Below are 23179 nucleotides of genomic sequence, written 5' to 3' on the forward strand. Positions count from 1 at the left end.
TAACACATTGGATTTTTTATTTTACGTCACGAATTTTTTCACCAGTATACAATTGGCGAGGTCTGCCAATGCGTGACTTGGTGGCTACCATTTCCATCCAATGACTCATCCATCCAACAGTGCGGGCCAGAGCAAATATCACTGTGAACATATTGGTTGGTATTCCAATAGCACTTAAAGTCAGTCCTGAGTAAAAGTCTACATTGGGGTAGAGTTTTTTCTCAATGAAATATTCATCTTCAAGAGCTATACGTTCAAGCTCCATTGCCAATTTGAATAAAGGTGCGTCTTTGGCTCCTACCGCTTCTAGTACATCATAACAGGTCTTACGCATTACTTTAGCTCTTGGATCATAGCTTTTATAGACCCTGTGCCCAAACCCCATCAAGCGGAATGGATCATTTTTATCTTTAGCTCGTTTAATGTAATGATCGATGCGACTCACATCGCCTATTTCTTTTAGCATATTTAAGCAGGCTTCATTCGCTCCACCATGAGCTGGTCCCCATAAAGCCCCTATACCGGCTGAAATGCAAGCAAAGGGATTAGCTCCGGTAGAACCGGCCAGACGTACCGTCGATGTAGAGGCATTTTGCTCATGATCGGCATGGAGAATAAAAATAGTATCCATAGCCCTTACCAGTACAGGATCTGGCGTAGTATCTTCAGATGGAACACCAAACATCATATGGAGAAAGTTCTCTGCATAAGACATTTTATTTTTAGGATACATATAAGGCATGCCAATGGAGTATTTATAGCTCATCGCAGCTAAAGTAGGCATTTTAGCAACCAGTCTGATTGCGGAAATAAAACGGTCTTGTGCGTTATTCAAATCCATGGATTCATGATAAAAAGCAGACAAAGCCCCCACAATTCCAACCATTATAGCCATTGGGTGAGCGTCACGTCTGAACCCATTCAAAAACTGGTACATTTGCTGATGAACCATAGTATGATTGTTGATCAGACTAACGAAAGCTTTCTTTTCTTCTTTGTTAGGTAGTTCTCCATTGAGTAATAAATAACTTACATCAAGGAAGTCCTTTTTTTCTGCCAATTGTTCTATAGGATAACCCCTATACAACAAAATGCCTTTATCCCCATCAATATAGGTGATTTTTGATTCACAGGAGGCAGTTGATAAAAAACCTTGATCAAAGGTAAAGACGCCATGTGAACCAAGCTGGGTAATATCAATCACATCATTACCTAGGGTGGGAGTATAGATTGGTAAATCAATCGTCTCTTGCCCATCGATGCTGAGTTTCGCTGTCTTTTGAGTCATTGCTTCTCCTGATTATTTACATGCTTAAAGCATTCATACTTGCATTAGTGCGCGGAACTATATAAAAATGACAACATACAGTCAAATTAAACATAATTTTGGTCATTAAAAATGCTAGTCCCATATCCAATATTAATTAAATATTCAAATAATTTAGATCATTTGCAACCGTATACATTGATTATATATTATGGTTTACAAATTTGAGGAATAATAGAAAAAAAAATGATAACTCCAGCCGAATTACCTATCAATCATCGTGGTGCGGTATATCATCTTGATTTAAGAACAGAGGAAATAGCTGATCTCATCATTACAGTGGGAGACCCTGGGCGAGTAAGCCTGGTTAGTCAACATTTTGATAAAATTGAAGTGCAACGCTCCCACCGAGAATTTGTTACTCATACAGGGTATCTGGGAACTAATAGAATTACAGTTCTCTCAACTGGAATTGGCATGCCAAACATAGATATCGTGATGAATGAACTGGATGCTTTGGCAAACATCGATTTATCTACACGAACAGTGAATACCACCAAAAAAAGTTTAACAATAATTCGATTAGGCACGACAGGAGCTCTGACTGAGAATTGTTTGCCCGGAGATATAGCCATTAGTCGATATGCAATTGGTTTTGATAGTTTGATTGATTATTATCAATATCAGCCACTGGGAGTGCTTGAAACAATCAAGGAGGAATTATCTCAATATTTAAAGGGAGAGAGTGGTCCGTTTTATATTTCTGAATCTTGCTCTCAATTAGCTGAACAGTTCAGCTCCTTGGGACATACAGGAATTACTGCTACTTGTGGTGGTTTTTATGGGCCGCAAGGTCGCCAGTTAAGATTGCCGCTTCATTACCCCAACCTTATTAGACAGTTAGGAACATTTTGCACTCAGAATTATTCAGTAATTAATCTTGAGATGGAAACTGCTGCTATCTATGCTCTTGGCAGTATGCTTGGACATAAATGCCTATCCTTAAGTGTGGTGATTAATAACAGGATACATGGAAGTTTTGCAGCAGATGTGAAATCTTGCCTGGATTCCCTGATCACAAAATCACTCGCGAACATTAAAAATATCCTTGAGCTATCCGAAGCTTAAGGTGATTTAATTAAGACGCCCAGTGTGGTATCCTTTTGCATTAAATTAATCTTAATTTACTGTCTAAAGGATACATCCAAATTATGGTATACCTAGCCAAAGAAGTCTTACCAGTCAACATAGAAGACGAATTGAAGCAATCCTATTTGGATTATGCGATGAGTGTCATTGTGGGTCGAGCATTACCTGATGTACGTGATGGTTTAAAGCCAGTACACAGGCGAGTTCTTTTTGCGATGAGTGAGTTAAGTAATGATTGGAATAAGCCGTATAAAAAATCTGCTCGTGTAGTAGGGGATGTCATTGGTAAATATCATCCTCATGGGGATACAGCTGTTTATGACACTATTGTTCGTATGGCTCAGCCCTTTTCCATGCGTTATATGCTGATTGATGGGCAGGGTAATTTTGGCTCTGTAGATGGAGATGCTCCAGCTGCCATGCGTTACACTGAAGTAAGAATGTCCAAAGTGGCGCATGCTTTACTGGCTGATTTGGATAAGGAAACCGTTGATTTTAGTCCTAACTATGATGAAACAGAATTTGCTCCAGTGGTATTGCCATCGAGAATTCCCAATTTACTAGTTAATGGCTCTTCCGGTATTGCGGTAGGGATGGCTACTAATATTCCACCACATAATCTTACCGAAGTAATCAATGCATGTATTGCTTTAGTGGATGAACCTGACACGAGTCTTGAAGATTTAATGGAAATTATTCCTGGCCCTGATTTTCCTACAGCCGCAATTATTAATGGTCGTGCTGGAATTATTGAAGGTTATCGTACTGGAAAAGGGCGGGTTGTTATCAGGGCACGCACAGAAATTGAAACGGATGAAAGTTCAGGCCGTCAGTCAATTATTATTCAGGAATTACCCTATCAGGTGAATAAAGCGCGTTTGATCGAGCGTATTGCTGAATTGGTAAGGGACAAGAAAATCGAAGGAATTTCCGGCTTGAGAGATGAGTCAGACAAGCAAGGAATGAGAGTAGTCATTGAATTAAAACGCAATGAAGTAGCAGATGTGGTATTGAATAACCTGTTCGCTCATACTCAAATGCAAAATGTATTCGGAATTAATATGGTTGCTCTGGTGGATGGCCAACCGCGTACTTTGAATTTGAAGCAAATACTGGAATATTTTATAAAACATCGAAGAGAGGTTGTTACCAGACGCACAATATTTGAATTGAAAAAAGCCAGAAGTCGAGCCCATTTATTGGAGGGCTTGGGAATCGCCTTAGCTAATATCGATGAAATGATCGCATTAATTAAGCAATCTCCTACTCCTCAAGACGCAAAAAGTGCTTTATTAAGCAAAATATGGCAACCTGGGTTGGTAAAGGCCATGTTGGAAAAGGCTGGCTCAAACGCGTCAAGGCCTGATGATTTAACTGAAGAGTATGGTTTGCATGAGAGCGGATATAAATTATCTGAAGCGCAGGCACAAGCAATACTTGAATTAAGATTACATAGGCTAACAGCTCTTGAACAAGATAAAATAATTAATGAATTTGAAGAGCTATTGAATTTAATTAAAGAATTACTTGATATATTGGCTTCACCTGAAAGACTTATGCAAGTTATTCGTGATGAATTGATAGAGATTAAATCCCAATTTGGTGATGAGAGACGAACGGAAATAACAGCCTCACAAGAAGATTTGACTATTGAAGATTTGATTACCGAAGAAGATGTTGTGGTCACTTTATCTCATCAAGGTTATGTAAAATATCAGCCCATTACAGCCTATCAGGCTCAGCGCCGAGGTGGCAAAGGCAAATCGGCAACTCATGTCAAGGATGAGGATTTTGTTGAGCGTTTGGTTATTGCGAGTACTCATGACACCTTATTATGTTTCTCCAATCATGGCAAATTATATTGGCTAAAAGCATATCAATTGCCTCAAGCAAGCCGCGCTTCGAGAGGAAGGCCTATAATCAATATTCTTCCTTTGGCAGAAGGCGAAGAGATTAATGCTATGCTCCCTGTTCGTGAGTATAAAGACGGCAGCTACGTGTTTATGGCAACCAAGAAGGGAACAGTTAAAAAAGTGCCTTTAAACGCATTTAGCAGGCCGCGTTCCAATGGTATTATTGCTGTGGACCTGGAAGAAGATGACAGTCTCGTTGGAGTTGATATTACTGATGGTGCTCGCGATATTATGTTGTTTACTGATGCAGGCAAAGTAATCCGCTTTGATGAAAGTAAAGTGCGACCTATGGGGCGCACGGCTCGAGGAGTTCGTGGAATTAGGGTAGAAAAGGATCAAGCCGTTAAATCTCTTGTGGTAGTCGATCCAAGTGGAGGCACCATTTTGACGGCAACTGAAAACGGCTACGGCAAGAGAACTCATATTGATGAATATCGAGTGTCAGGACGGGGCGGGCAAGGTGTTATTTCCATTCAGGTTACTGAACGAAATGGTAAAGTGGTCCGCTCCTTGCAGGTTACCGATAATGACGAAGCCATGTTAATTACAGATAAAGGGACTTTGGTTCGTTTTAAAGTTAATGAATTATCTGTGATAGGCCGAAATACACAAGGAGTTCGTCTGATTAACGTCAGTTCTGGTGAGGCAGTTGTTGGAATGCAAAAAATTGTAGATCTTGGAGAAGAATTAGAAGAGGCAGAAGATTCATCCCTTAATGCTGAAGACAGCAGTGATGAATAGCAGGGTTTTCAATTTTGGAGCTGGCCCTGCCATGCTGCCTGAGGAGATATTAAAAGAGGCTCAAGAGGAATTTCTTAATTGGCGTAATACCGGCATGTCTATACTTGAAATAGGGCATAGAACACCGGAAATCATTAGTCTTTTAAGTACTGCAGAGCAATCGTTAAGAGAGCTGTTAAATATCCCAAAAAATTATCATGTATTATTTTTGGGGGGGGCAGCTCGGGCACAATTTGCCATGATTCCTATGAATTTATTACGGCCAGGAGATGATGCGGCTTATTTTATTACGGGAATCTGGTCTAAGATGGCTTATCATGAAGCGAATCTTCTAAAAAAAGCATATTACCTTAGCAGTGAAGAGAAAGAAGGATTTGTATCAATTCCTGACTATCAAAAGTGGGAGTTAAAAAGTAATACAGCCTATGTCTATTATACCCCAAATGAAACAATTAATGGAGTCAGATTTCCTTATGTTCCTAAAACAGAAGGTGTTCCTCTAGTTGCGGATATGACTTCTTGCTTGCTGAGCGAGCCGATAAATATTAGGCAATATGGTTTGATTTTTGCTGGTGCGCAGAAGAACATTGCCAATGCAGGTTTAACTGTAGTTATCATTCATGAGGAATTACTACAAAATCAACCTGAGCCAGTGATTCCTACCATGTTGAATTATAAAAATCATGCTGATCATCGCTCCTTATATGCTACACCCCCAGTATTTAATTGTTATTTGGCAAGTAAAATGTTCGAATGGATAAAAAAACAAGGGGGTATAGAAGAATTATTTCAGAGGAATTGTTTGAAAGCTGCGAAGCTGTATCAATATCTCGATTCAACTGATTTTTATTTAACTCCAGTATCTAAAGAAGCTCGCTCTATAATGAATGTTTGCTTTTCCCTGTACTATCCGGATTTGGAACAAAAATTTCTCGATATGGCTAATGAGCGTGGGTTAAAGGCTTTAAAAGGCCATCGTTTCACTGGAGGATTGCGCGCCAGTTTGTACAATGCCATGCCTATGGCTGGAGTTGATGCTCTCATTGAGTTTATGTCTGAATTTGCAAAAGAAAATGGTTAATAAGCATGTTGAATTTTATAAGTAAACCAGTAGGCTGCCTTAAGGGCGAAATCACAGTACCTGGAGATAAATCCATTTCTCATCGTTCTATTATTTTTGGCGCGATTGCTATTGGAACTTCAGTAATCGATGGCTTTTTAGATGGTGAAGATTGCATAGCCACCCTTAAAGCATTCCAATCGATGGGTGTTAGGATAGAGGGGCCTGATAAGCAACGTGTCATTATTCATGGGGTTGGTAAATATGGTTTAAAACAACCTCAAAATATTATTGATTGTGGCAACTCAGGCACCAGTATGCGCTTGCTGGCTGGATTGCTTGCAGCACAACAATTTGATAGCCAGTTAACGGGAGACGAAAGTTTACTTAAACGCCCAATGTTAAGAATTAGTAGACCCTTAAGTCAAATGGGCGCAGACGTTACTACTCAGGATGGGAAGCCGCCTATAGTAATCAAAGGCGGAAAAAAATTAAATGGAATACATTATGTTATGCCGGAAGCCAGTGCTCAGGTAAAGTCGTGTTTGTTGTTAGCTGGTATGTATGCTGAAGGACAAACAAAAATAACTGAAAATGCAGTCAGTCGGGATCATACTGAAAGAATGTTAAGAACATTTTCTTATCCAGTTCAGATACAAGATGGTGCTATCATAATTGATTGTAATGGCGAGTGCCATGGAACTCGTCTGAATATCCCGGGAGACATTTCATCTGCTGCTTTTTTTATTGTTGCAGCTTCTATTACTCCAGGTTCCGATGTTTTAATTCGTAATGTAGGTATTAATCCTACACGAACTGGCATTATTCATATTTTAACTGAAATGGGAGCGGACATAAGAGTTTTGAATCAACGTGCCTATGGAGAGGAACCAGTTGCTGATTTGCATATCAGATATTCCCAATTAAAAGGAATCGATATTCCTGCCTCTATGGTGCCTTTGGCGATTGATGAATTCCCGGTTATTTTTATTGCAGCTGCTTGCGCACAAGGGAAAACCACTCTTCATGGAGCTAAAGAGCTGCGCTTGAAGGAAAGTGATCGTATTGGCGCGATGGTGGATGGCTTAAACCAATTGGGAGTTCATGCTGAGGGTTTTGATGATGGAATATTGATAGAGGGTGGAAGTATACAGGGTGGTGAGGTTAATAGTCGAGGAGATCACCGTATTGCCATGTCATTTGCCATTGCTGGCGCTGTCGCCAGTGCTCCTGTAACGATTAAAAACTGCGCCAATGTTGCAACTTCATTTCCATCTTTTGTTACTACCGCTAACATGCTTCATTTTCAGATAGAGGAATACAGCTGATGGTTTTTAATAATGAGGTTCCTGTCATTACGTTGGATGGTCCAAGTGGAACAGGAAAGGGGACAATTTGTCATTTGGTAGCTAAGAGACTGCATTGGAATATGCTTGACAGTGGTGCTATTTATCGTGTTCTAGCTTATGCTGCTCGGAAAAATAGCATCGAACCGAATGATATTAAAAAATTGACTGCTTTGGCCCGTTCCCTGAATTTGCGTTTTGAATCATCTGCGGATAATGAAACAAAAGTAATACTTGATGATGAAAATGTCAGCCAGCAAATCCGCAGTGAGCAATGTGGTCAGGATGCCTCACAAATTGCAGTGATTCCTGAAGTAAGAGCAGCACTGCTTGAACGCCAGAGAAACTTTGCCCAATTTCCTGGATTGGTGACCGATGGACGCGATATGGGGACGGTGGTTTTTCCAAATGCTGTTTTGAAGGTTTATTTATATGCAAGTGCAGAAGAAAGAGCAAATAGACGATATTTACAGTTGCAAGATAATGGAATTAATGTTAGCCTCGCCCAGGTTGTTGAAGAACTGGCTAAACGGGATGCAAGGGATACAGCTCGTACGCATGCGCCATTGAAACCAGCTGAAGATGCTGTCTTGATCGATACAACCGGACTAACAATTGTACAAGTGTTCAATATTGTATTAAAATTAATTGATGAACGTTTGAATAATTTGTAGTTTTGAATTGGGGGGAAGGTGAGTGGAATTCATTCTTCCATTTTTTTACTAAAGAGTTTATTAACATGTCTGAAAGTTTCAAAGAATTATTTGAGCAAAGTATTGCCGGAGCTCAATTTTATCCTGGTGCCATTATTACTGCTAAAGTCATCGATATTGATGATGATTTTGTTACTCTCAATGCTGGACTAAAGTCAGAAGGTATTGTTGCCGTAGAAGAATTCTACGATAAAAATGGCGAATTGGAAGTTAAAGTAGGCGATACTGTCGAAGTGGCCCTGGATTCAGTAGAAGATGGTCACGGCGAAACGCTCCTTTCAAGAGAAAAAGCAAAACGCCAGGAAGCATGGCGCAAGTTATCGAAATGCCACGAAAATAATGAAACAGTCACTGGTTTGATTTCTGGAAAAGTCAAAGGTGGTTTTACTGTGGAAATTGGCTCAATCAGAGCATTTTTACCGGGTTCCCTTGTTGATGTTAGGCCTGTAAGAGATCCATCTTACCTCGAAGGTAAAGAACTTGAATTTAAAGTCATCAAGATGGATTTGAAACGCAATAATATTGTTGTTTCTCGACGAGCTGTAGTTGAAGAAGAAAGTAGCGCTGACAGACAAGCACTACTGGAGTCTTTACATGATGGTCAAGAGCTTCACGGTATTGTTAAAAACCTTACCGACTATGGTGCTTTCATTGATCTTGGCGGCATAGATGGTTTGTTACATATCACTGACATTTCCTGGAAGCGAGTCAAGCATCCAAGTGAAGTATTATCAGTAGGTCAGGATGTTAAAGTCAAAGTACTAAGCTTTGATAGTGAAAGAAACCGCGTTTCCTTGGGTATGAAGCAGTTAGGGAATGATCCTTGGGTTGATTTGGTTGAACGTTACCCAATAGGCAAGAGATTGCAAGGTAAGGTAACCAACATCACCGATTATGGTTGCTTTGTCGAAATTGAGGAAGGTGTAGAAGGTTTAGTCCACATGTCAGAAATGGATTGGACTAATAAAAATGTTCACCCAAGCAAAGTAGTGTCTCTGGGAGATGTAGTAGACGTTATGGTTCTTGAAATTGATGAAGAACGACGACGTATTTCTTTAGGCATGAAACAGTGTGTGGGTAATCCATGGCAGCAATTCGCATCTACTCATAATAAAGGCGAAAAAGTAAAAGGCAAGATCCGTTCTATTACTGACTTTGGAATCTTTATAGGTCTTGATGGTGATATTGATGGACTAGTTCATTTATCTGATATTTCCTGGACTGTTCCTGGTGAAGAAGCGGTAAAACAATTTAAAAAGGGTCAAGAGTTAGAAGCTGTTATTTTAGCAATCGATCCAGAGAGAGAGCGTATTTCTCTAGGATTGAAACAATTGGAAGGCGACAGTTTTGCCAGTTTTGCTGAAACTTACACGAAAGGATCTATTGTTAAAGGTACAGTTACAGCTGTAGAACCTAAAACTGTAACAGTTGCGTTAGCAGAAGATGTTTCTGGCACAATTCGTGTGAGTGAATTATCCGATGAACGTGTTGATGATGCTACCACTATCGTAAAAGTTGGTGATGAAGTTGAAGCAAAAATCACTAATATTGATAGAAAAAATCGCACCATTTCACTTTCCGTCAAGGCAAAAGATGCCCAGGATGAAGCGGATGCAATTAAGAAGTACTCCAGAACAGAGGCAGCATCAACTACTCTGGGTGATTTATTGAAAGAAAAAATGGCTAGCAAAGAAGGTGAATAACCTTTTTAAGTCAAAACTAAAAAAGCGTAGAACTATCTACGCTTTTTTTTATTTTGAGAAAAAGATTATGGTATGATGGACGTTTTAGCTTAAGGATTAAAGGAAATATTCAATGCGCATATTAATGCTGGTAACTTATCTGCTGCTTATTATTATTGGTGTTAGTTTTGCGGCTCTAAATGCCTCGTCGGTTCAAGTTAATTTCTATTTTAAAACGGTGTCCATGCCTATCTCTGTTCTTATGACTATCATGCTCGGAGTTGGTGTTTTTATAGGTTTTGTTCTCTTTATTACACGATATTGGCGTTTAAAAATTGAATGTCGTAAAATGAAAAACCAATTAAAACTAACTGAAAAAGAAATTAAGAATTTACGTTCAATACCCTTACAAGATCAACATTAATTTTATTATTAGTGGAAACTCGATATGCAGAGAGGAAAATTAATAGATGATTAATTTATGGCCACTGTTGTTACCTGCTGCCGCATGGTCTGGCTGGTGGCTGGCTAACCGCAGTAATTCCAATAAAGATGCTCATGTCCACAATCGCTTATCGCGAGAATATGTAGTTGGACTTAATTATTTATTAAATGAACAATCTGATAAAGCGGTTGACGTATTTATCAAGCTTCTAGAAGTTGATAGCGATACAGTAGAAACCCATCTTGCACTGGGTAGCTTGTTCAGGCGTAGAGGGGAAGTAGACAGAGCTATTCGTATTCATCAAAATTTAATCGCCAGGCCTCAATTAAGTATTCAACAACGAAAGGAAGCCCTAATGGCTTTAGGGCAAGATTATATGAGTGCTGGAGTGTTTGACCGAGCTGAACGTATATTCCTTGAAGTTGTTGAGTTGGGCGGGAGTAGAGATACAAGCAGTCTTCAAGGATTATTAGCAATTTACCAACAAGAAAAAGCTTGGGAAAAAGCTTTAGATATTATTAAGAAACTGGAAATTTCTACCGGAGCCAGTTTCCACAATCAAGCAGCTCATTATTACTGTGAAATGGCTAGTCAAGCGCTTAAAATCAATGCAATGGATAGAGCAATTTATTGTATAAAGCAAGCAATGAATGTTGATCCGGAATCCGTAAGAGCCAGTTTGATGAATGCTACAATTGAAATAAAAGAAGGCCGCTATAAACAGGCTATTCGATCTTTAAAAAGAGTGCCGCAGCAGGATGCAGAGTTTTTAACCGAAATCATTGAACCATTAGTTCTTTGTCATAAAGAGCTGGACTCCATGCCGGATTGTATTCACTATCTTGAGCAAACTTTGGAAAAACATCCGAGAGCCTCTGTAATTTTCGTTATAGCTGATTATTTGCGACAAAATAAGGGTATGGATATTGCAATTGACTTTGTGGCTGATAATTTAAGCAAACATCCATCGATAAGAGGTTTGAATCGTTTGATTTATTGGCACTTGGAGTCTGCTCATGGGAAAGTACGTGAAAAACTGCAAATGCTTTATGATATTACTAGCAAGTTTTTAGATAATAAGCCCATATATCGATGTGGGCATTGTGGTTTTGGTGGTAAACATTTACATTGGCATTGCCCAAGTTGTAAACAGTGGGGTAGAATGAAGCCTATCCATGGTTTGGAAGGGGATTAACCTGAGACATACTCTCAGAAAGTTAATGAACAGTTGCATATTAGCTTAGTATCGTAATTCAAATTTGTTATTGCAAATTAAGTAAAACAATTCAAATAGGAAATTTAATTTAATTTGATTTGTTTTGTCTTCTCGTTTGCCAAGGCAGTTTACGTTCAAATCAGTTTATTGCAACTTTAGATTTGTATTAAGATTATTCCTTAACTTCATGGTATTGATCTTAGGTATAGCTAAACAATTTATATACTAATTATGAGATTATAATGCAATTTATCGACTTAAAAACACAATATTCTTTAATTGAGAATGATATTTTAAACAGCATTAAAAGGGTATTAAATCATGGCCAATATATTATGGGGCCTGAAATTGCAGAACTTGAAAAAGAGTTAGCCACTTTTGTTGGAGTGAAGCATGCGATTGTGAATTCAAGTGGTACAGATGCTTTATTAATGGCATTGATGGCTCTGGATATTCAGCCTGGGGATGAAGTAATTACAAGCCCATTTAGTTTCTTCGCAACAGCAGAAGTGATTAGCCTTTGTCATGCAACACCCGTCTTTGTAGATATAGATCCTTTAACTTATAATTTGGATCCTGAGCAGTTAGAGAGAGCAATCACTAAGAAAACCAAGGCCATTATGCCAGTTGATTTATATGGGCAATGCGCAGATTACGATGTGATTAATGCCATTGCAACTCAATACGGTATTCCTGTTATTGAAGATGCTGCGCAGAGTTTTGGAGCTACTTATAAAGGCAAATACTCTTGTTCCCTGGCTACTATTGGCTGTACTAGTTTTTTCCCGTCAAAACCTTTAGGTGGTTATGGTGATTCTGGAGCTTGTTTTACTAATGATGATGTTTTAGCCCAAAAATTAATTGAAATTAGAATTCATGGACAAAATGCCCGCTATTGCCATCATCGGGTAGGGATTAACGGTCGAATGGACACTATCCAAGCAGCAATACTACTTCAGAAGCTGAAAATATTTTCTAATGAAATTCTATTGCGACAAAAAGTAGCAAAACGTTATGATCAAATGCTTTCTGAGTTAGTGAAAACTCCTTATGTGCATGAATGCAATGCGAGTGTGTATGCTCAGTATACCATTGAGGTTGAGAATAGAGATGTATTTGCGAAATCAATGCAAGCCTCAGGTATACCTACAGCTGTTCATTACCCAATTGCTATGCATCAACAGCAGGCACTTGGTTACTTAAATTACAAACTTGGAGATTTTCCAAACTCTGAAAAAGCAAGTCAACATGTAATTAGCCTGCCTATGCACCCTTATTTACAAGAAGATGAGCAATTGAAAATAGTTGCAGCAGTTAGAAATGCTTTACTTGTGATGAATGAAGAGGCCATGGTATAAATGACACCTAAATTAATCGTTGCGTTGGATTTTGATAATCAAGATAACGCTATACAGTTGGTTGAAAAACTTGATCCGAATCATTGCGCACTTAAGGTTGGGAGTGAGCTTTTTACTCTATTAGGGCCTCAGTTTGTAAAAGCATTGGTAAGAAGAGAGTTTAAAGTATTTTTAGATTTAAAATTTCACGATATCCCTAATACAGTTGCTAAAGCATGCCACTCCGCTGCAGAATTAGGGGTATGGATGATAAATGTTCATGCCATCGGCGGCTTAAAAATGTTACAAGCTGCCAGGGAATCTTTAAAAACGTATGGTAAAGACAGGCCTTTGTTGATAGCAGTGACTGTGCTGACCAGTTTTGAAGAAGGGGAGCTGGCCAGTGTTGGTATTAGTAACACATTGCCTGAGCAAGCAACCCATCTGGCTATGCTTGCCAGAGAGGCTGGGCTTGATGGTGTGGTAAGCTCTGCACATGAAGTTAAAATTATAAAACAGAAGTGTGGTGAGAATTTTATTACCGTTACTCCTGGCATAAGACTGCCAAATAATCTAAAAGATGATCAATCGCGAGTAATGACTCCACAACAAGCCATCAGAGAAGGAAGTGATTTTCTGGTTATTGGAAGACCAATTACGCAAGCGAGCAATCCTTATGAGGTTGTCTCAGCATTATTACGTGATCTTTGATGGCGCATACTTTTAAAAAATTATACATATGGTATAATTTTTTTCATTTTTGAATTAGTTGTACCATTCCTATTTTATTCCATAGAGATTTATGATAATTGTTATAAAGATGATTAATAAATATTTAAAAATAACCCATATTATTTCAGATATTTATTCTATGGACTACCCAGACGTAAGGATTTACTGATGACCCCACAGCACGTCATAAGTCAACTGCTGGAATCTGATACCAAATACCCTCAGAATTTAGATTTATTAAAAAAAATAATCATATCAGCTTATCTGGGACGCCTCAGAATTAATGGATTACCTCCAGATAACAAGATTGCACTTGGAAATTATTTATTTGATGATGAACGTATGATTTTTGATTTCACTCGATTGAGTGATTCAAAAAGAGCTTTATTTATTGAATGGTTGCTTGAGCCTCATCAAAAAGATAAAGAGCATGGTTTTTTAAGTGGCGTTTACGTGAATGAATATCGAGGTTTCACTGCGGAGGTTGCTTTAAGTTGGTGGGGTATCTTAAAAAACTGGTTATTTAATAATAAATCTGAGCATTGGAAAATAACGGATTTGGGACTTTCTGTCAATTATCAGCTGACTGGTATTGAAATGTGTCATGGAAAGCAGGGTATCTTAATTGGATTTAACCAGTTTTTAGTACCACCTTCAGGTACAAAATACAGAGATCCGAATGATAGCCAAAGTGAGCCATTAGGTAATGTTAAAAGAGTATTCATTACTGATAAACTGGTTGATGAACTTGTTGGGCTCAATTATAAAAAACTTAATTATGAGTCTGTCTGTAAAAGCCCTCATCCTCAATCTATTGATGTAACTGATCCAGAAGCTCGTCATAAAGACATGTATGACTACAGAAAAATGCAACGTTTCAATGGTGTGAGGCCTTGGTATATCAGACTTTGGAGATGGATATCTAAACTATTTTTTGGCGATACATACGACGCTAAAAAAACAAGCACTTCAGACGACAATTTGGAATTACTTTATAAAACTAAAACTGTCAAAATTTATCAGCGCTCCAAATCAAAAGAGATCTTGGTCACAGAGAAGCGACCTGATATTACTAATTTGGTTTTTTGTGGAGGTGGGGCAAAAATTTTTGCTCACGTGGGGGTTTGGAAGGCTCTCAATGAAGCAGGAATGAAGCCAACCAAATTTGCAGGAAGCTCTGCCGGTGCAATCATGTCTTTGATGTGCTACCTGGGTTATACTGCTGATGAAATTAGTGAACTTTTCAAGCATTTCAAACAAGAGCATTTAGTTCAATTTGATATAGACAGAAATGGATTATCTGATACTCATTCCTTAAAGACCGCGCTGGATTATGCTATCGCAAATAAAGTAAGGCAAATAGTAAATAAATATAAAATTCCATATCCTAAGGGAAAAATAACTTTTAGTACTTTAGCGTCTCTAAGAGAGCAATTTCCAGATTGTGGAATAGGCAAAGAATTAATTGTTACAGCAACAAATAAACGCTCAGGAAAAACTATTTATTTATCAGCAAATCGTTACCCATTATTGGAGGTCAGTGAAGCAGTTAAAATTTCTGCGAGCTTTCCAGTTTTGTATAGAGATACTCTGCTGGATGGTGAAGAGCATAATGACGGTGGAATATTAAGTAATTTTCCAACCGAAGTTTTTTTTGATGACCACTCAACGCTGTTGGAGTCTGAATTTGGTAATAATTTAAAAGTATTGGCAGTTCAATTTGATAATGGGATTGAAAGAAATGTTATTGATAGAATAATGGACAAAGTTTATCGAGAGAATTTCGTTCTTAACTGGATTTATAGCTTACTGACTGGAGTGAGTGATCCTGCAAGTGGATGGGAAAGAGACCGCCTTAAGTTAAGACAATATGCTCTTCAAACTATAATTCCTGAAACAGGGAAAGTATCAACAACAGGATTTAATGTAGAGAGGCAGAGCCAGGAGGAATTAATCCAAAATGGTTATCAATCAACTCTGGATTATCTTAATGTAAGATATACTAGAAAAAACAACAGCTATGTTAATAAGGAAATAATGTACTCTACTTTCAATTCTTTGGGAGATTTGCTTGCTTACTGTTGTTACAGAGGAGATGAACAATGGTTTAATGTTGTTAATAATCTAATTGTGCAATCTACCTTACCTAATCGTACTGCTTTAATGAAACAATCCCTTGAACTTAGAAAACTTTATTTTAATACGTCTCTACCATCTAATCCTGAAAAGAATAAAACAGCTTGTAATGAAAGCAATACTTTAACTTTTTTTGGTAATGCGGTTTGTCAGCATCATAATCACAGCCAGGAACTTGAAAATGGAAACCATGATGTCTTACTGGCACTCTATCCAATTTTTTTAAAACTATCTACTGATTTATTAATAAATAAAATTGATAAGAACCTATTAGACCGTGCACGTCATTCACTAAATATACATTCTCCCTTTGATTGTCTTGAGCATTTTAACAAAATTTCAGGAAATGCTCATGTTATGATTCATATCATCGTTAAATTAATTAAAGAGCTCAAAGAAAGATCATGCCAACAAATTTATGATGTATTAAAAGAGGTTAGGCATTTATTGTATAGCGACATTAATCTTATGAAAGCAAATTATTTTGGCAAATGGGATTTAGGTCTCCCTCAATGTATACGGATCTTGAATTTGTTAAAACAGGAAAAGCATGACGATGTATCTCGGCTATTGGATTGCCTACGTAACCAAATGGAGCCTGTGCAAACAGTAAAAGGAGGAGTGCATCATGATGACCTTAATAACGGGAGCCACGAGAGGTATAGGTTTGGCCTTGGCGTATGAGTTTGCATCACATGGCCATGATTTAATACTTATTGGTAGAGATTCTGAACAGCTGGAGCACATTTCAAAGCAATTAAATACACAATATCAAGTTAATGTTGAATATAAAGTACATGACTTAAGTAAACCTGGAAGCGCATTTAAGTTGTATACTGATTTAAAAGAGCAGGGTGTAGAAGTCAACTGCCTGGTTAATAATGCGGGCATAGGCTATATGGGTTCTTTTGTTGAGATGGGCATGAACAAGCTCGATGATTTAATGAACATAAACATGATTTCTTTAAGTGAATTAACACTATGTTTTCTTCATGATTTTGTGGCTCGAAACGAAGGCAGTGTTTTACAGGTTTCTTCAACAGCAGCATTTCAACCGGGTCCTTTTATGGCAGCCTACTATGCGAGTAAGGCATATGTGGCAACGCTTTCCCATGCTATTGCTTATGAGCTTAAAGATACTAAGGTATCTATGTCTATTCTTTGTCCTGGAGCAACAAAAACCAATTTTTTCCATGCTTCTGGTATGGAAAGTTCTATGTTGGAGAGGGGATATATTGGAATGATGACACCAGAAAAGGTCGCTAAAATTGCCTATAAAGGATTAAAAAAAGGAAAGTTGTATATTATTCCGGGGCTAAGAAATAAAATTTTAGCCTATGCAGCAGCCATATCACCCAAAGCGATTGCTCTTAGGATCGCATCTTATCTTCATCATAAAATTTTGTAGATGATATGCGGCTTCAATTGATGAAAATAACAGGATTTACTCTACTTGAAACGATGCTTACATTAGCTTTGCTTGTAGGATTATTGCTTTTAGGTTCATGGTCATTTTTTTCACTAATACAAAATAATGAGAGAGAAACATTAGTTAATAGTATAAAAACAGCCATTCAATACTCCAAAATACAGGCTATTCATTTGGGGCATCCGATTTATCTTCTTCCTTTTGGTTCTAATGAAAATTGGTCCAGGGGGATGGTGCTTGCTAAACTTAATCAAACAACCAATAAAACTGAGCTTATTCACCAATGGCAATGGAGTTCTAATTCCTGGAATATTAATTGGAAAGGCGTAGATTCAAACCATAGAATTATTATATCCAATATTCCGAATCGTGCGATGAGTAATGGTAAATTTATTTTGAACAATAAGCGAACCAATGAAAAAGTTGTGGTTACTTTAAATAGGCTTGGCAGGGTTAGGGTAGGGGGTAATTAACACAAGATCAAAATAAAAGGATTTTGTTTTTATCTTAAATTATAAGCAATGGTTGTTCATAAAGAGGTAATTTTGTAATATCTTATGAAATTTTTTTCCAAATTATTTATGTATGTCTATTAATTATGAATCCCTGCTGATTGCCGATACCAAAGGGCCAGGATTGCTCAAAAATTGGTTAGAATACCAAGATTCCTTAACAGATAAACTAAAAGCAATAACCGGTAATGCGGAGCTGGAACGTTTATCTCAGAACTGGTCTATCCCAAATTGGTGGGATAAGTATGTTCTGTGTATACCGGACAAAAGCATTCTTCAACGTGAAATTGTTATGAAAAATCAAGGGATTATCTATTGGTACGCGCGATCGGTTATCCCACAATCGTGTTATGCCCTTAAGCCAGAGTTTTTCAACCGTTTGGAAAATGAATCAATACGAAATCTCATTTTTGATGAAAGTAGTGTGAGACGGTTACCAATACTTTGTTATCCTGTAGATCAATTAAATCTTGAGTTTCATTGGGTTAAAAAATACATTAGCGCTGAATACTCTCAAATGTGGGTCAGGTTTACGGAGCTAGTATTTCAGGAAAAGAGTTCTTTTTATTTGGTTGAAATCTTGTTACCAGAGCTGGAAAATTTATTATGATTCCCTGGAATGCCTATGTCAGATTATTACGCTTAAATAAACCAATAGGAATTTTATTACTTTGGTATCCCACCGCATGGGCACTTTGGATGGCAAATCAGGGCTTTCCTTCTATTGATTTGCTTATGATTTTTTTATTAGGTACAGTATTTATGCGTTCCGCAGGTTGTGTTATTAACGATATTGCTGACAGGCATATTGATAGGCATGTAGCCAGAACCCAATTTCGCCCCTTGACTGCTGGAGAGGTCAGCTTGTCTGAGGCATTTATTTTATTGTTTATATTACTTTGTGCCTCATTGCTTTTATTATTAAAACTTCCAATCAATTGTTTTTATTTTGCGGTTATTTCCGTGCTAATTACTTTTTTATACCCATTTTGTAAACGATTTTTGAATGCTCCACAACTGATATTAGGTTTGGCTTTTTCCATGGGTATTCCTATGGCATTTATTGCCTCAGGGAAAAATTTAAATAGTGATTTTATTGTATTGTTTTTAATTAATTTTTCCTGGATTATCGCTTATGACACGATGTATGCGATGACTGACAAAGCCGATGATTTAAAAATAGGAGTCAAATCGACTGCAATATATTTTGCAAGTTATGATAGATTAATTATTGCTTTGTTACTGATTTTTCTGCATTCTTTATGGTTGGTATGGGCAATAAATAAGAACGCAGAATGGTTTTTTTATTTGTTATGGTGTACTGCGGCTGGAATACTGACTTATCAACTAAAGTTAATTTATGCAAGAATACCTAAAAATTGTTTTAAAGCATTTTTAGTGAGTGGTTATTATGGATTAGTAATGTGGTTTGCCGTTGGATTAGCATTGATTTAAATAATATGTCCTCTCAACCCTAATAGAAAATTTGTTGTGCCAAATGATTATGGGTGTCGGAAAATTCCTTCATAAGACAGGCTTTAGAAGAAAAAATCCAACACCAACCCATATTTTGAAACAGGAAGGCTAATTAATATACATCGCTTCCATTATCAGCTACAACTCGAGTGTGTCTTCCATAAATTACCAGAATTTTTTGCTTGTTCTTTAATTTCAAGTCTTCTGCTTGTACCACTGAAATAATGGTGCCAGAGTTTAACTTGATGACGTATTCGACACCATGTGTTCTATTATAACCACCATCTATCAAATTAGAATCAGCACCGCCTTTTACATGCAGATTGGCATCAGCGTTTTGACGATGTAAATTAACTGGTCGTTTGGAAATAATCACACCCGGAATAACCTTTTTTATTTTGCCTATCTCATTTGCATCATATTCACCGGGAGGAAGTTCATTGCTACAACTTACAAGTAGCAAACCCAATAGTAATGATGAAATGGATTTAAATATGATTTTAGTCTTCATGATAATTTAAACTCCAATGCTAATTAATTCACTATGACTAGTTATTCTAACTGAGATTCTTAAAATTATTAATTAATTTTTATTCACTTCCAACACAATGGTGGCAATTAAACAAGTTTTCGGGATCATAATGGTGTTTAATTTGTAATAATTTCTCATAATTGGATCCCCATAAAGCCCTTTGCCAATTTTTTAAATTGTAATCGGCCTCATTTCCATAGGTGCCCGAATCAGGATTCAGAGCAGATATTAGCTTCATTGCTTTTTTTGCCTGTTTAGCTGAAAACCGTGCTTTATCTAAATCAGGTTTGTGCTCAGGCAACTTGGGAAAGACATATTGTTGCCCCCCAATTATTGTTATCAAGGCTGCTGCATCCAATACGGAAGGGTTCATTGATGTTTTTCTTTGTCTCTCGATTGCTTGCTGAGACGCCCCTGCCAAGCCTTTGTTAAAATGCAAAGACAGTTTGGTCAGGCGAGATGCTTCAAACAAAGCGTTAGATAGTTTATTCGAAAATTTTTCTTGAAAGAGGGTATAGGGCAAATAACCGGATTGGTAGTGAGTTAAATAGATAGAAACTTCTGACTGATTACCAGACCACCAAAACTCTGGATAAGGGATATTTTTTCGCTTATCAATTACAATATGATCAGGTAGATTTTTGCTTAGATAATCGTAATCCCAGAATTTTCTTGCAGGTAGTACCAGGCTGTTTATTGTAAATTGATAATGTTCAGGTTTTTGGGATAACCAAGTTTTAAATGGTTGCCATAATCTATCAACCTGAGTTTTGCTCATCCCTTGAAAAACCAATGCCAGCTCTATTTTGTTATCAGGGCCTAATATGACTTGTTCTCCCCAATGTTCATTATGAAGTCTTTCTCTGTAAAAAATAATAAAATAATCTATGAGATTCTTAAAATCCTGCTCTGTTTTTGCTGTAATACTTCCTGTTAATGCTCCAAATGTTGCTGGCAATTCATGCGTTTCCAATGTGACTTTACTTACAATACCATAAGTTCCGCCGCCACCTCCTTTCAATGCCCAATATAAATCCTGGTTTTGGCATTCATTGGCAATCAAAATTGAACCATCAGCGATAATTACTTCTGCTTCTAAAATTCCCCCTGCACCGGTTCCATATTTTTTAGAAAAACTCCCAAATCCTCCACCTTGAATAAATCCCCCAGCAACTCCAACGGAAGTACAGCCTCCGCCCTGAACATAGCGCCCCTGGTTTACAGTAACCTCTTTATAAGCCTCTATCCATCTGGTACCTGCTTCAACAGTTACCGCAGGAACACCCTTATGATTTGCAGAACAACCATTTGGGACGAAATGTTTCTGGAACTGTATTTCTCGCATGTGATGTGTCCAAATCAGCAAAGAATCAGGAGCATTGGATCTTCCAAGATAGTCATGACCAGTGCCTTTGACAACTAGTTTGATATGATGTTTTCTAGCAAATTTTACTGCATGAGCAATTTCCTGCGCTGTTTTTGCTGCAACTATGTATGGGCTTATTTCTGAATCCCATGCCTCAAACCAGCCGGTGGACTGGGTTGCGGTAGGTTGTGTTTCCAAATAAAAGGGATTTTTTATTTCCTCCAGGGTATTTTTACAACCATTACTTTTGGGATCTTCAATGCAAGGTGACAGATAGTTCCTGGCTTTTATTAAATGGCCATTTATTTTTTTGTTTAGTTGCTCCCATTCTTTGGGGGTTGGCCAGCATGGTTGGTTAGGGAGGCAATAAGATGATTTATTGTTATTTACTGGCGCTTTTGCGTGAGAGAATGTTATTAAAAAGGTAACAATAAAGCAGTTAAATAGCATTATCCATAATTTCATTGCAAGAGCTCTCCCTGTTTGCATGCTGACATATTAACACATAGACTGTGCGTTCATGACAATAATTTCTCAAGCAGAGTACTGGCTCCAATACGAAACCAATCCTTATGAATCGCTTTGCCCATAAGTAATTCAGCCAGTTGAGCATATTGTTGAGCCTGAAGAGGCGTTTTAATCCCTCCTGAAACCTTTATTCCACAAGAGGATGCATAAGTTGAATCCATAACAGCACTGACTATAGCAAATACTGCTGCCAGAGTTGCACCCTGAGGGGTTTTTCCAGTCGAAGTTTTGAGAAACCGTCCACCAAGAGCAATGATTTCTGAGCTAAGCTGATAAATGCTTTCCATATCTGGAAAAAGGCCAGTTTCTAAAATTATTTTTAAGGTAAGTTGATGTTTCTTGCAGGTTTGAATAATGACATCACAATGATTTAACGCTTTTTGCTTATTTCCTCTTAAGTAATACTGATAGGGTAGTACATAATCTATTTCATTAGCACCCAGTTGAATGGCATTATCTATCTCTGCCAGGGAAACCAGCAAATCATCATTCCCAAGAGGAAAATTGATAACAGTTGCTAATTTAATTTTGGAGTTAGGCTTAAATACATGAAGATGTTTGGGTAGCACGCAAATAGCTGCAACATTATTTTGACAGGCTTGGCTCTGTAATTGATGCAATGCTTCAAGAGAAGCATCCGCCTCTAGTAGTGTCAAATCAATGCAATGCATCAACTGAGCATTCGAAATAGATGTAATATCCTGGTTTGACAGGAGCTTGTCCAATAGATCATTAAAATGCTTATCCAAACTCACGATAATTCCAAAATATACTGTTTAATCAAAGTATTAAGTTTTTCAGCGGCACTAGAAGCCATTTTGACAACGGATTCATGGCTATGACTGGTTTTTGCAAGGCCAGTTGCATAATTTGTTATGGTTGCAATAACAGCGACACGCAAGCCACAATGATTGGCGACTAAAACTTCAGGCACAGTTGACATCCCCACTGCATCAGCTCCCAGCAATTTAAAGGCACGAATTTCAGCAGCTGTTTCATAGTTTGGTCCCAAGACAGAGATATAAACCCCCTGGTGTAGTTTAATCGAGTGTCTTTGAGCAATATCCAATAATGCATTGCGCATGGTAATGTCATAAGCATTATCTAAAGGATAAAACCTGGGTCCAAACTCATCATCATTCGGACCAACCAGGGGATTTCCGGGTTGAAAATTGATGTGATCGGTAATTAACATTAATTCACCCGGTCCAACTTCTTCTTTAAGTGAACCAGAAGCATTTGTTGCTATAAAATACTGGCAACCTAATAGCTTTAAAGTTCTTACATAGGTTTTTACTGCTTCATGATTTTCCATGCTTTCGTAAGTATGGGCTCTGCCTTGTAAGCAAATAACCGCAGTAGATCCATAATATCCTAAAATTAATTTTCCTCCATGCCCCTGTACTGTAGTTCTGGGAAATCCTGGGAGTTTTTCGTATTCAATAGCAACTGTATCTTCTAACTCTTCGGCAAATTGGCCTAACCCTGAGCCTAATACTACACCCACTTTTGGTTTAAATGATGGACATGTTTTTTGAATATATTCTGCTGCTAAATGTGGGTAACTGATAGTGGATATTGAAGTCGTCATAAAGTCGT

Annotated in this window: 20 protein-coding genes; 15 read left to right on the forward strand and 5 right to left on the reverse strand. The window is 37.7% G+C overall.

Features of this window, described 5'->3' with window-relative positions; genetic code table 11:
* Positions 1–16: 16 nt before the first annotated feature.
* Entirely contained in the window at positions 17–1288 is a 1272-nt protein-coding gene (gene gltA, locus LPG_RS07090) for a citrate synthase (protein ID WP_010947144.1), read from the reverse strand.
* A gap of 225 nt (positions 1289–1513) precedes the next feature.
* Here gltA and LPG_RS07095 point away from each other — a divergent pair, with 225 nt between their 5' ends.
* The 15 genes from LPG_RS07095 (at position 1514) to ubiA (ending at position 19133) form a co-directional block, all read left to right on the forward strand.
* A complete protein-coding gene (locus LPG_RS07095; RefSeq protein ID WP_010947145.1) occupies positions 1514–2395 on the forward strand; it encodes a nucleoside phosphorylase in 882 nt (293 codons plus the stop codon).
* Between the two features lie 83 nt (positions 2396–2478).
* Positions 2479–5070 carry a DNA gyrase subunit A gene (gene gyrA, locus LPG_RS07100; protein ID WP_015444523.1) on the forward strand — a complete coding sequence of 864 codons (2592 nt, stop codon included), beginning with the start codon at positions 2479–2481 and terminating at the stop codon, positions 5068–5070.
* Entirely contained in the window at positions 5063–6151 is a 1089-nt protein-coding gene (serC, locus tag LPG_RS07105) for a 3-phosphoserine/phosphohydroxythreonine transaminase (RefSeq protein WP_015444522.1), read from the forward strand. The genes gyrA and serC overlap by 8 nt, the downstream gene beginning before the upstream one ends.
* Positions 6152–6156: 5 nt before the next feature.
* Positions 6157–7458 carry a 3-phosphoshikimate 1-carboxyvinyltransferase gene (gene aroA / locus LPG_RS07110; protein WP_010947148.1) on the forward strand — a complete coding sequence of 434 codons (1302 nt, stop codon included), beginning with the start codon at positions 6157–6159 and terminating at the stop codon, positions 7456–7458.
* The gene (gene cmk, locus LPG_RS07115; protein ID WP_011946434.1) at positions 7458–8150 is read left to right on the forward strand and encodes a (d)CMP kinase; all 693 of its coding nucleotides are present in this window, start codon (positions 7458–7460) and stop codon (positions 8148–8150) included. Before aroA ends, cmk begins: the two co-directional genes overlap by 1 nt.
* A 65-nt stretch (positions 8151–8215) precedes the next feature.
* Positions 8216–9892 (forward strand): 30S ribosomal protein S1, encoded by a 1677-nt coding sequence (rpsA, locus tag LPG_RS07120; RefSeq protein ID WP_010947150.1) that lies wholly within the window; start codon positions 8216–8218, stop codon positions 9890–9892.
* A gap of 112 nt (positions 9893–10004) precedes the next feature.
* Positions 10005–10295, forward strand: coding sequence for a LapA family protein (locus LPG_RS07125; RefSeq protein WP_010947151.1), 291 nt, complete (start codon positions 10005–10007; stop codon positions 10293–10295).
* Between the two features lie 46 nt (positions 10296–10341).
* Positions 10342–11511: a lipopolysaccharide assembly protein LapB gene (gene lapB / locus LPG_RS07130; protein WP_010947152.1), complete on the forward strand. Its 1170-nt coding sequence runs from the start codon at positions 10342–10344 to the stop codon at positions 11509–11511.
* A 263-nt stretch (positions 11512–11774) separates the two neighbouring features.
* Positions 11775–12890 (forward strand): DegT/DnrJ/EryC1/StrS family aminotransferase, encoded by a 1116-nt coding sequence (locus tag LPG_RS07135; RefSeq protein WP_010947153.1) that lies wholly within the window; start codon positions 11775–11777, stop codon positions 12888–12890.
* Entirely contained in the window at positions 12891–13580 is a 690-nt protein-coding gene (pyrF, locus tag LPG_RS07140) for an orotidine-5'-phosphate decarboxylase (protein WP_010947154.1), read from the forward strand. It abuts the gene before it with no gap.
* A 186-nt stretch (positions 13581–13766) separates the two neighbouring features.
* Positions 13767–16421 (forward strand): Dot/Icm T4SS effector VpdC, encoded by a 2655-nt coding sequence (vpdC, locus tag LPG_RS07145; protein ID WP_010947155.1) that lies wholly within the window; start codon positions 13767–13769, stop codon positions 16419–16421.
* Positions 16366–17145 carry an SDR family NAD(P)-dependent oxidoreductase gene (locus LPG_RS07150; RefSeq protein WP_010947156.1) on the forward strand — a complete coding sequence of 260 codons (780 nt, stop codon included), beginning with the start codon at positions 16366–16368 and terminating at the stop codon, positions 17143–17145. The genes vpdC and LPG_RS07150 overlap by 56 nt, the downstream gene beginning before the upstream one ends.
* A gap of 5 nt (positions 17146–17150) precedes the next feature.
* Positions 17151–17639, forward strand: coding sequence for a GspH/FimT family pseudopilin (locus LPG_RS07155; protein ID WP_010947157.1), 489 nt, complete (start codon positions 17151–17153; stop codon positions 17637–17639).
* A 112-nt stretch (positions 17640–17751) separates the two neighbouring features.
* Entirely contained in the window at positions 17752–18288 is a 537-nt protein-coding gene (locus LPG_RS07160) for a chorismate--pyruvate lyase family protein (RefSeq protein WP_010947158.1), read from the forward strand.
* A complete protein-coding gene (gene ubiA / locus LPG_RS07165) occupies positions 18285–19133 on the forward strand; it encodes a 4-hydroxybenzoate octaprenyltransferase (protein ID WP_010947159.1) in 849 nt (282 codons plus the stop codon). Before LPG_RS07160 ends, ubiA begins: the two co-directional genes overlap by 4 nt.
* A gap of 133 nt (positions 19134–19266) precedes the next feature.
* On the opposite strand, the gene LPG_RS07170 is transcribed toward ubiA, so the two are convergent.
* The 4 genes from LPG_RS07170 to LPG_RS07185 all read right to left on the reverse strand — a co-directional run bounded on the left by LPG_RS07170 (position 19267) and on the right by LPG_RS07185 (position 23171).
* Positions 19267–19665, reverse strand: a complete 399-nt coding sequence (locus tag LPG_RS07170) for a hypothetical protein (RefSeq protein WP_010947160.1) — start codon at positions 19663–19665, stop codon at positions 19267–19269.
* 79 nt (positions 19666–19744) lie between these two features.
* Positions 19745–21517 (reverse strand): FAD-dependent oxidoreductase, encoded by a 1773-nt coding sequence (locus LPG_RS07175; RefSeq protein WP_015444518.1) that lies wholly within the window; start codon positions 21515–21517, stop codon positions 19745–19747.
* Between the two features lie 53 nt (positions 21518–21570).
* The gene (gene deoC / locus LPG_RS07180) at positions 21571–22335 is read right to left on the reverse strand and encodes a deoxyribose-phosphate aldolase (protein ID WP_010947162.1); all 765 of its coding nucleotides are present in this window, start codon (positions 22333–22335) and stop codon (positions 21571–21573) included.
* Complete coding sequence (locus LPG_RS07185) at positions 22332–23171, reverse strand: purine-nucleoside phosphorylase (protein WP_010947163.1); 840 nt, start codon at positions 23169–23171, stop codon at positions 22332–22334. The genes deoC and LPG_RS07185 overlap by 4 nt, the downstream gene beginning before the upstream one ends.
* Between the last annotated feature and the right edge of the window lie 8 nt (positions 23172–23179).

Origin of the sequence: Legionella pneumophila subsp. pneumophila str. Philadelphia 1, from assembly GCF_000008485.1 — a bacterium.
GTDB lineage: Bacteria > Pseudomonadota > Gammaproteobacteria > Legionellales > Legionellaceae > Legionella > Legionella pneumophila.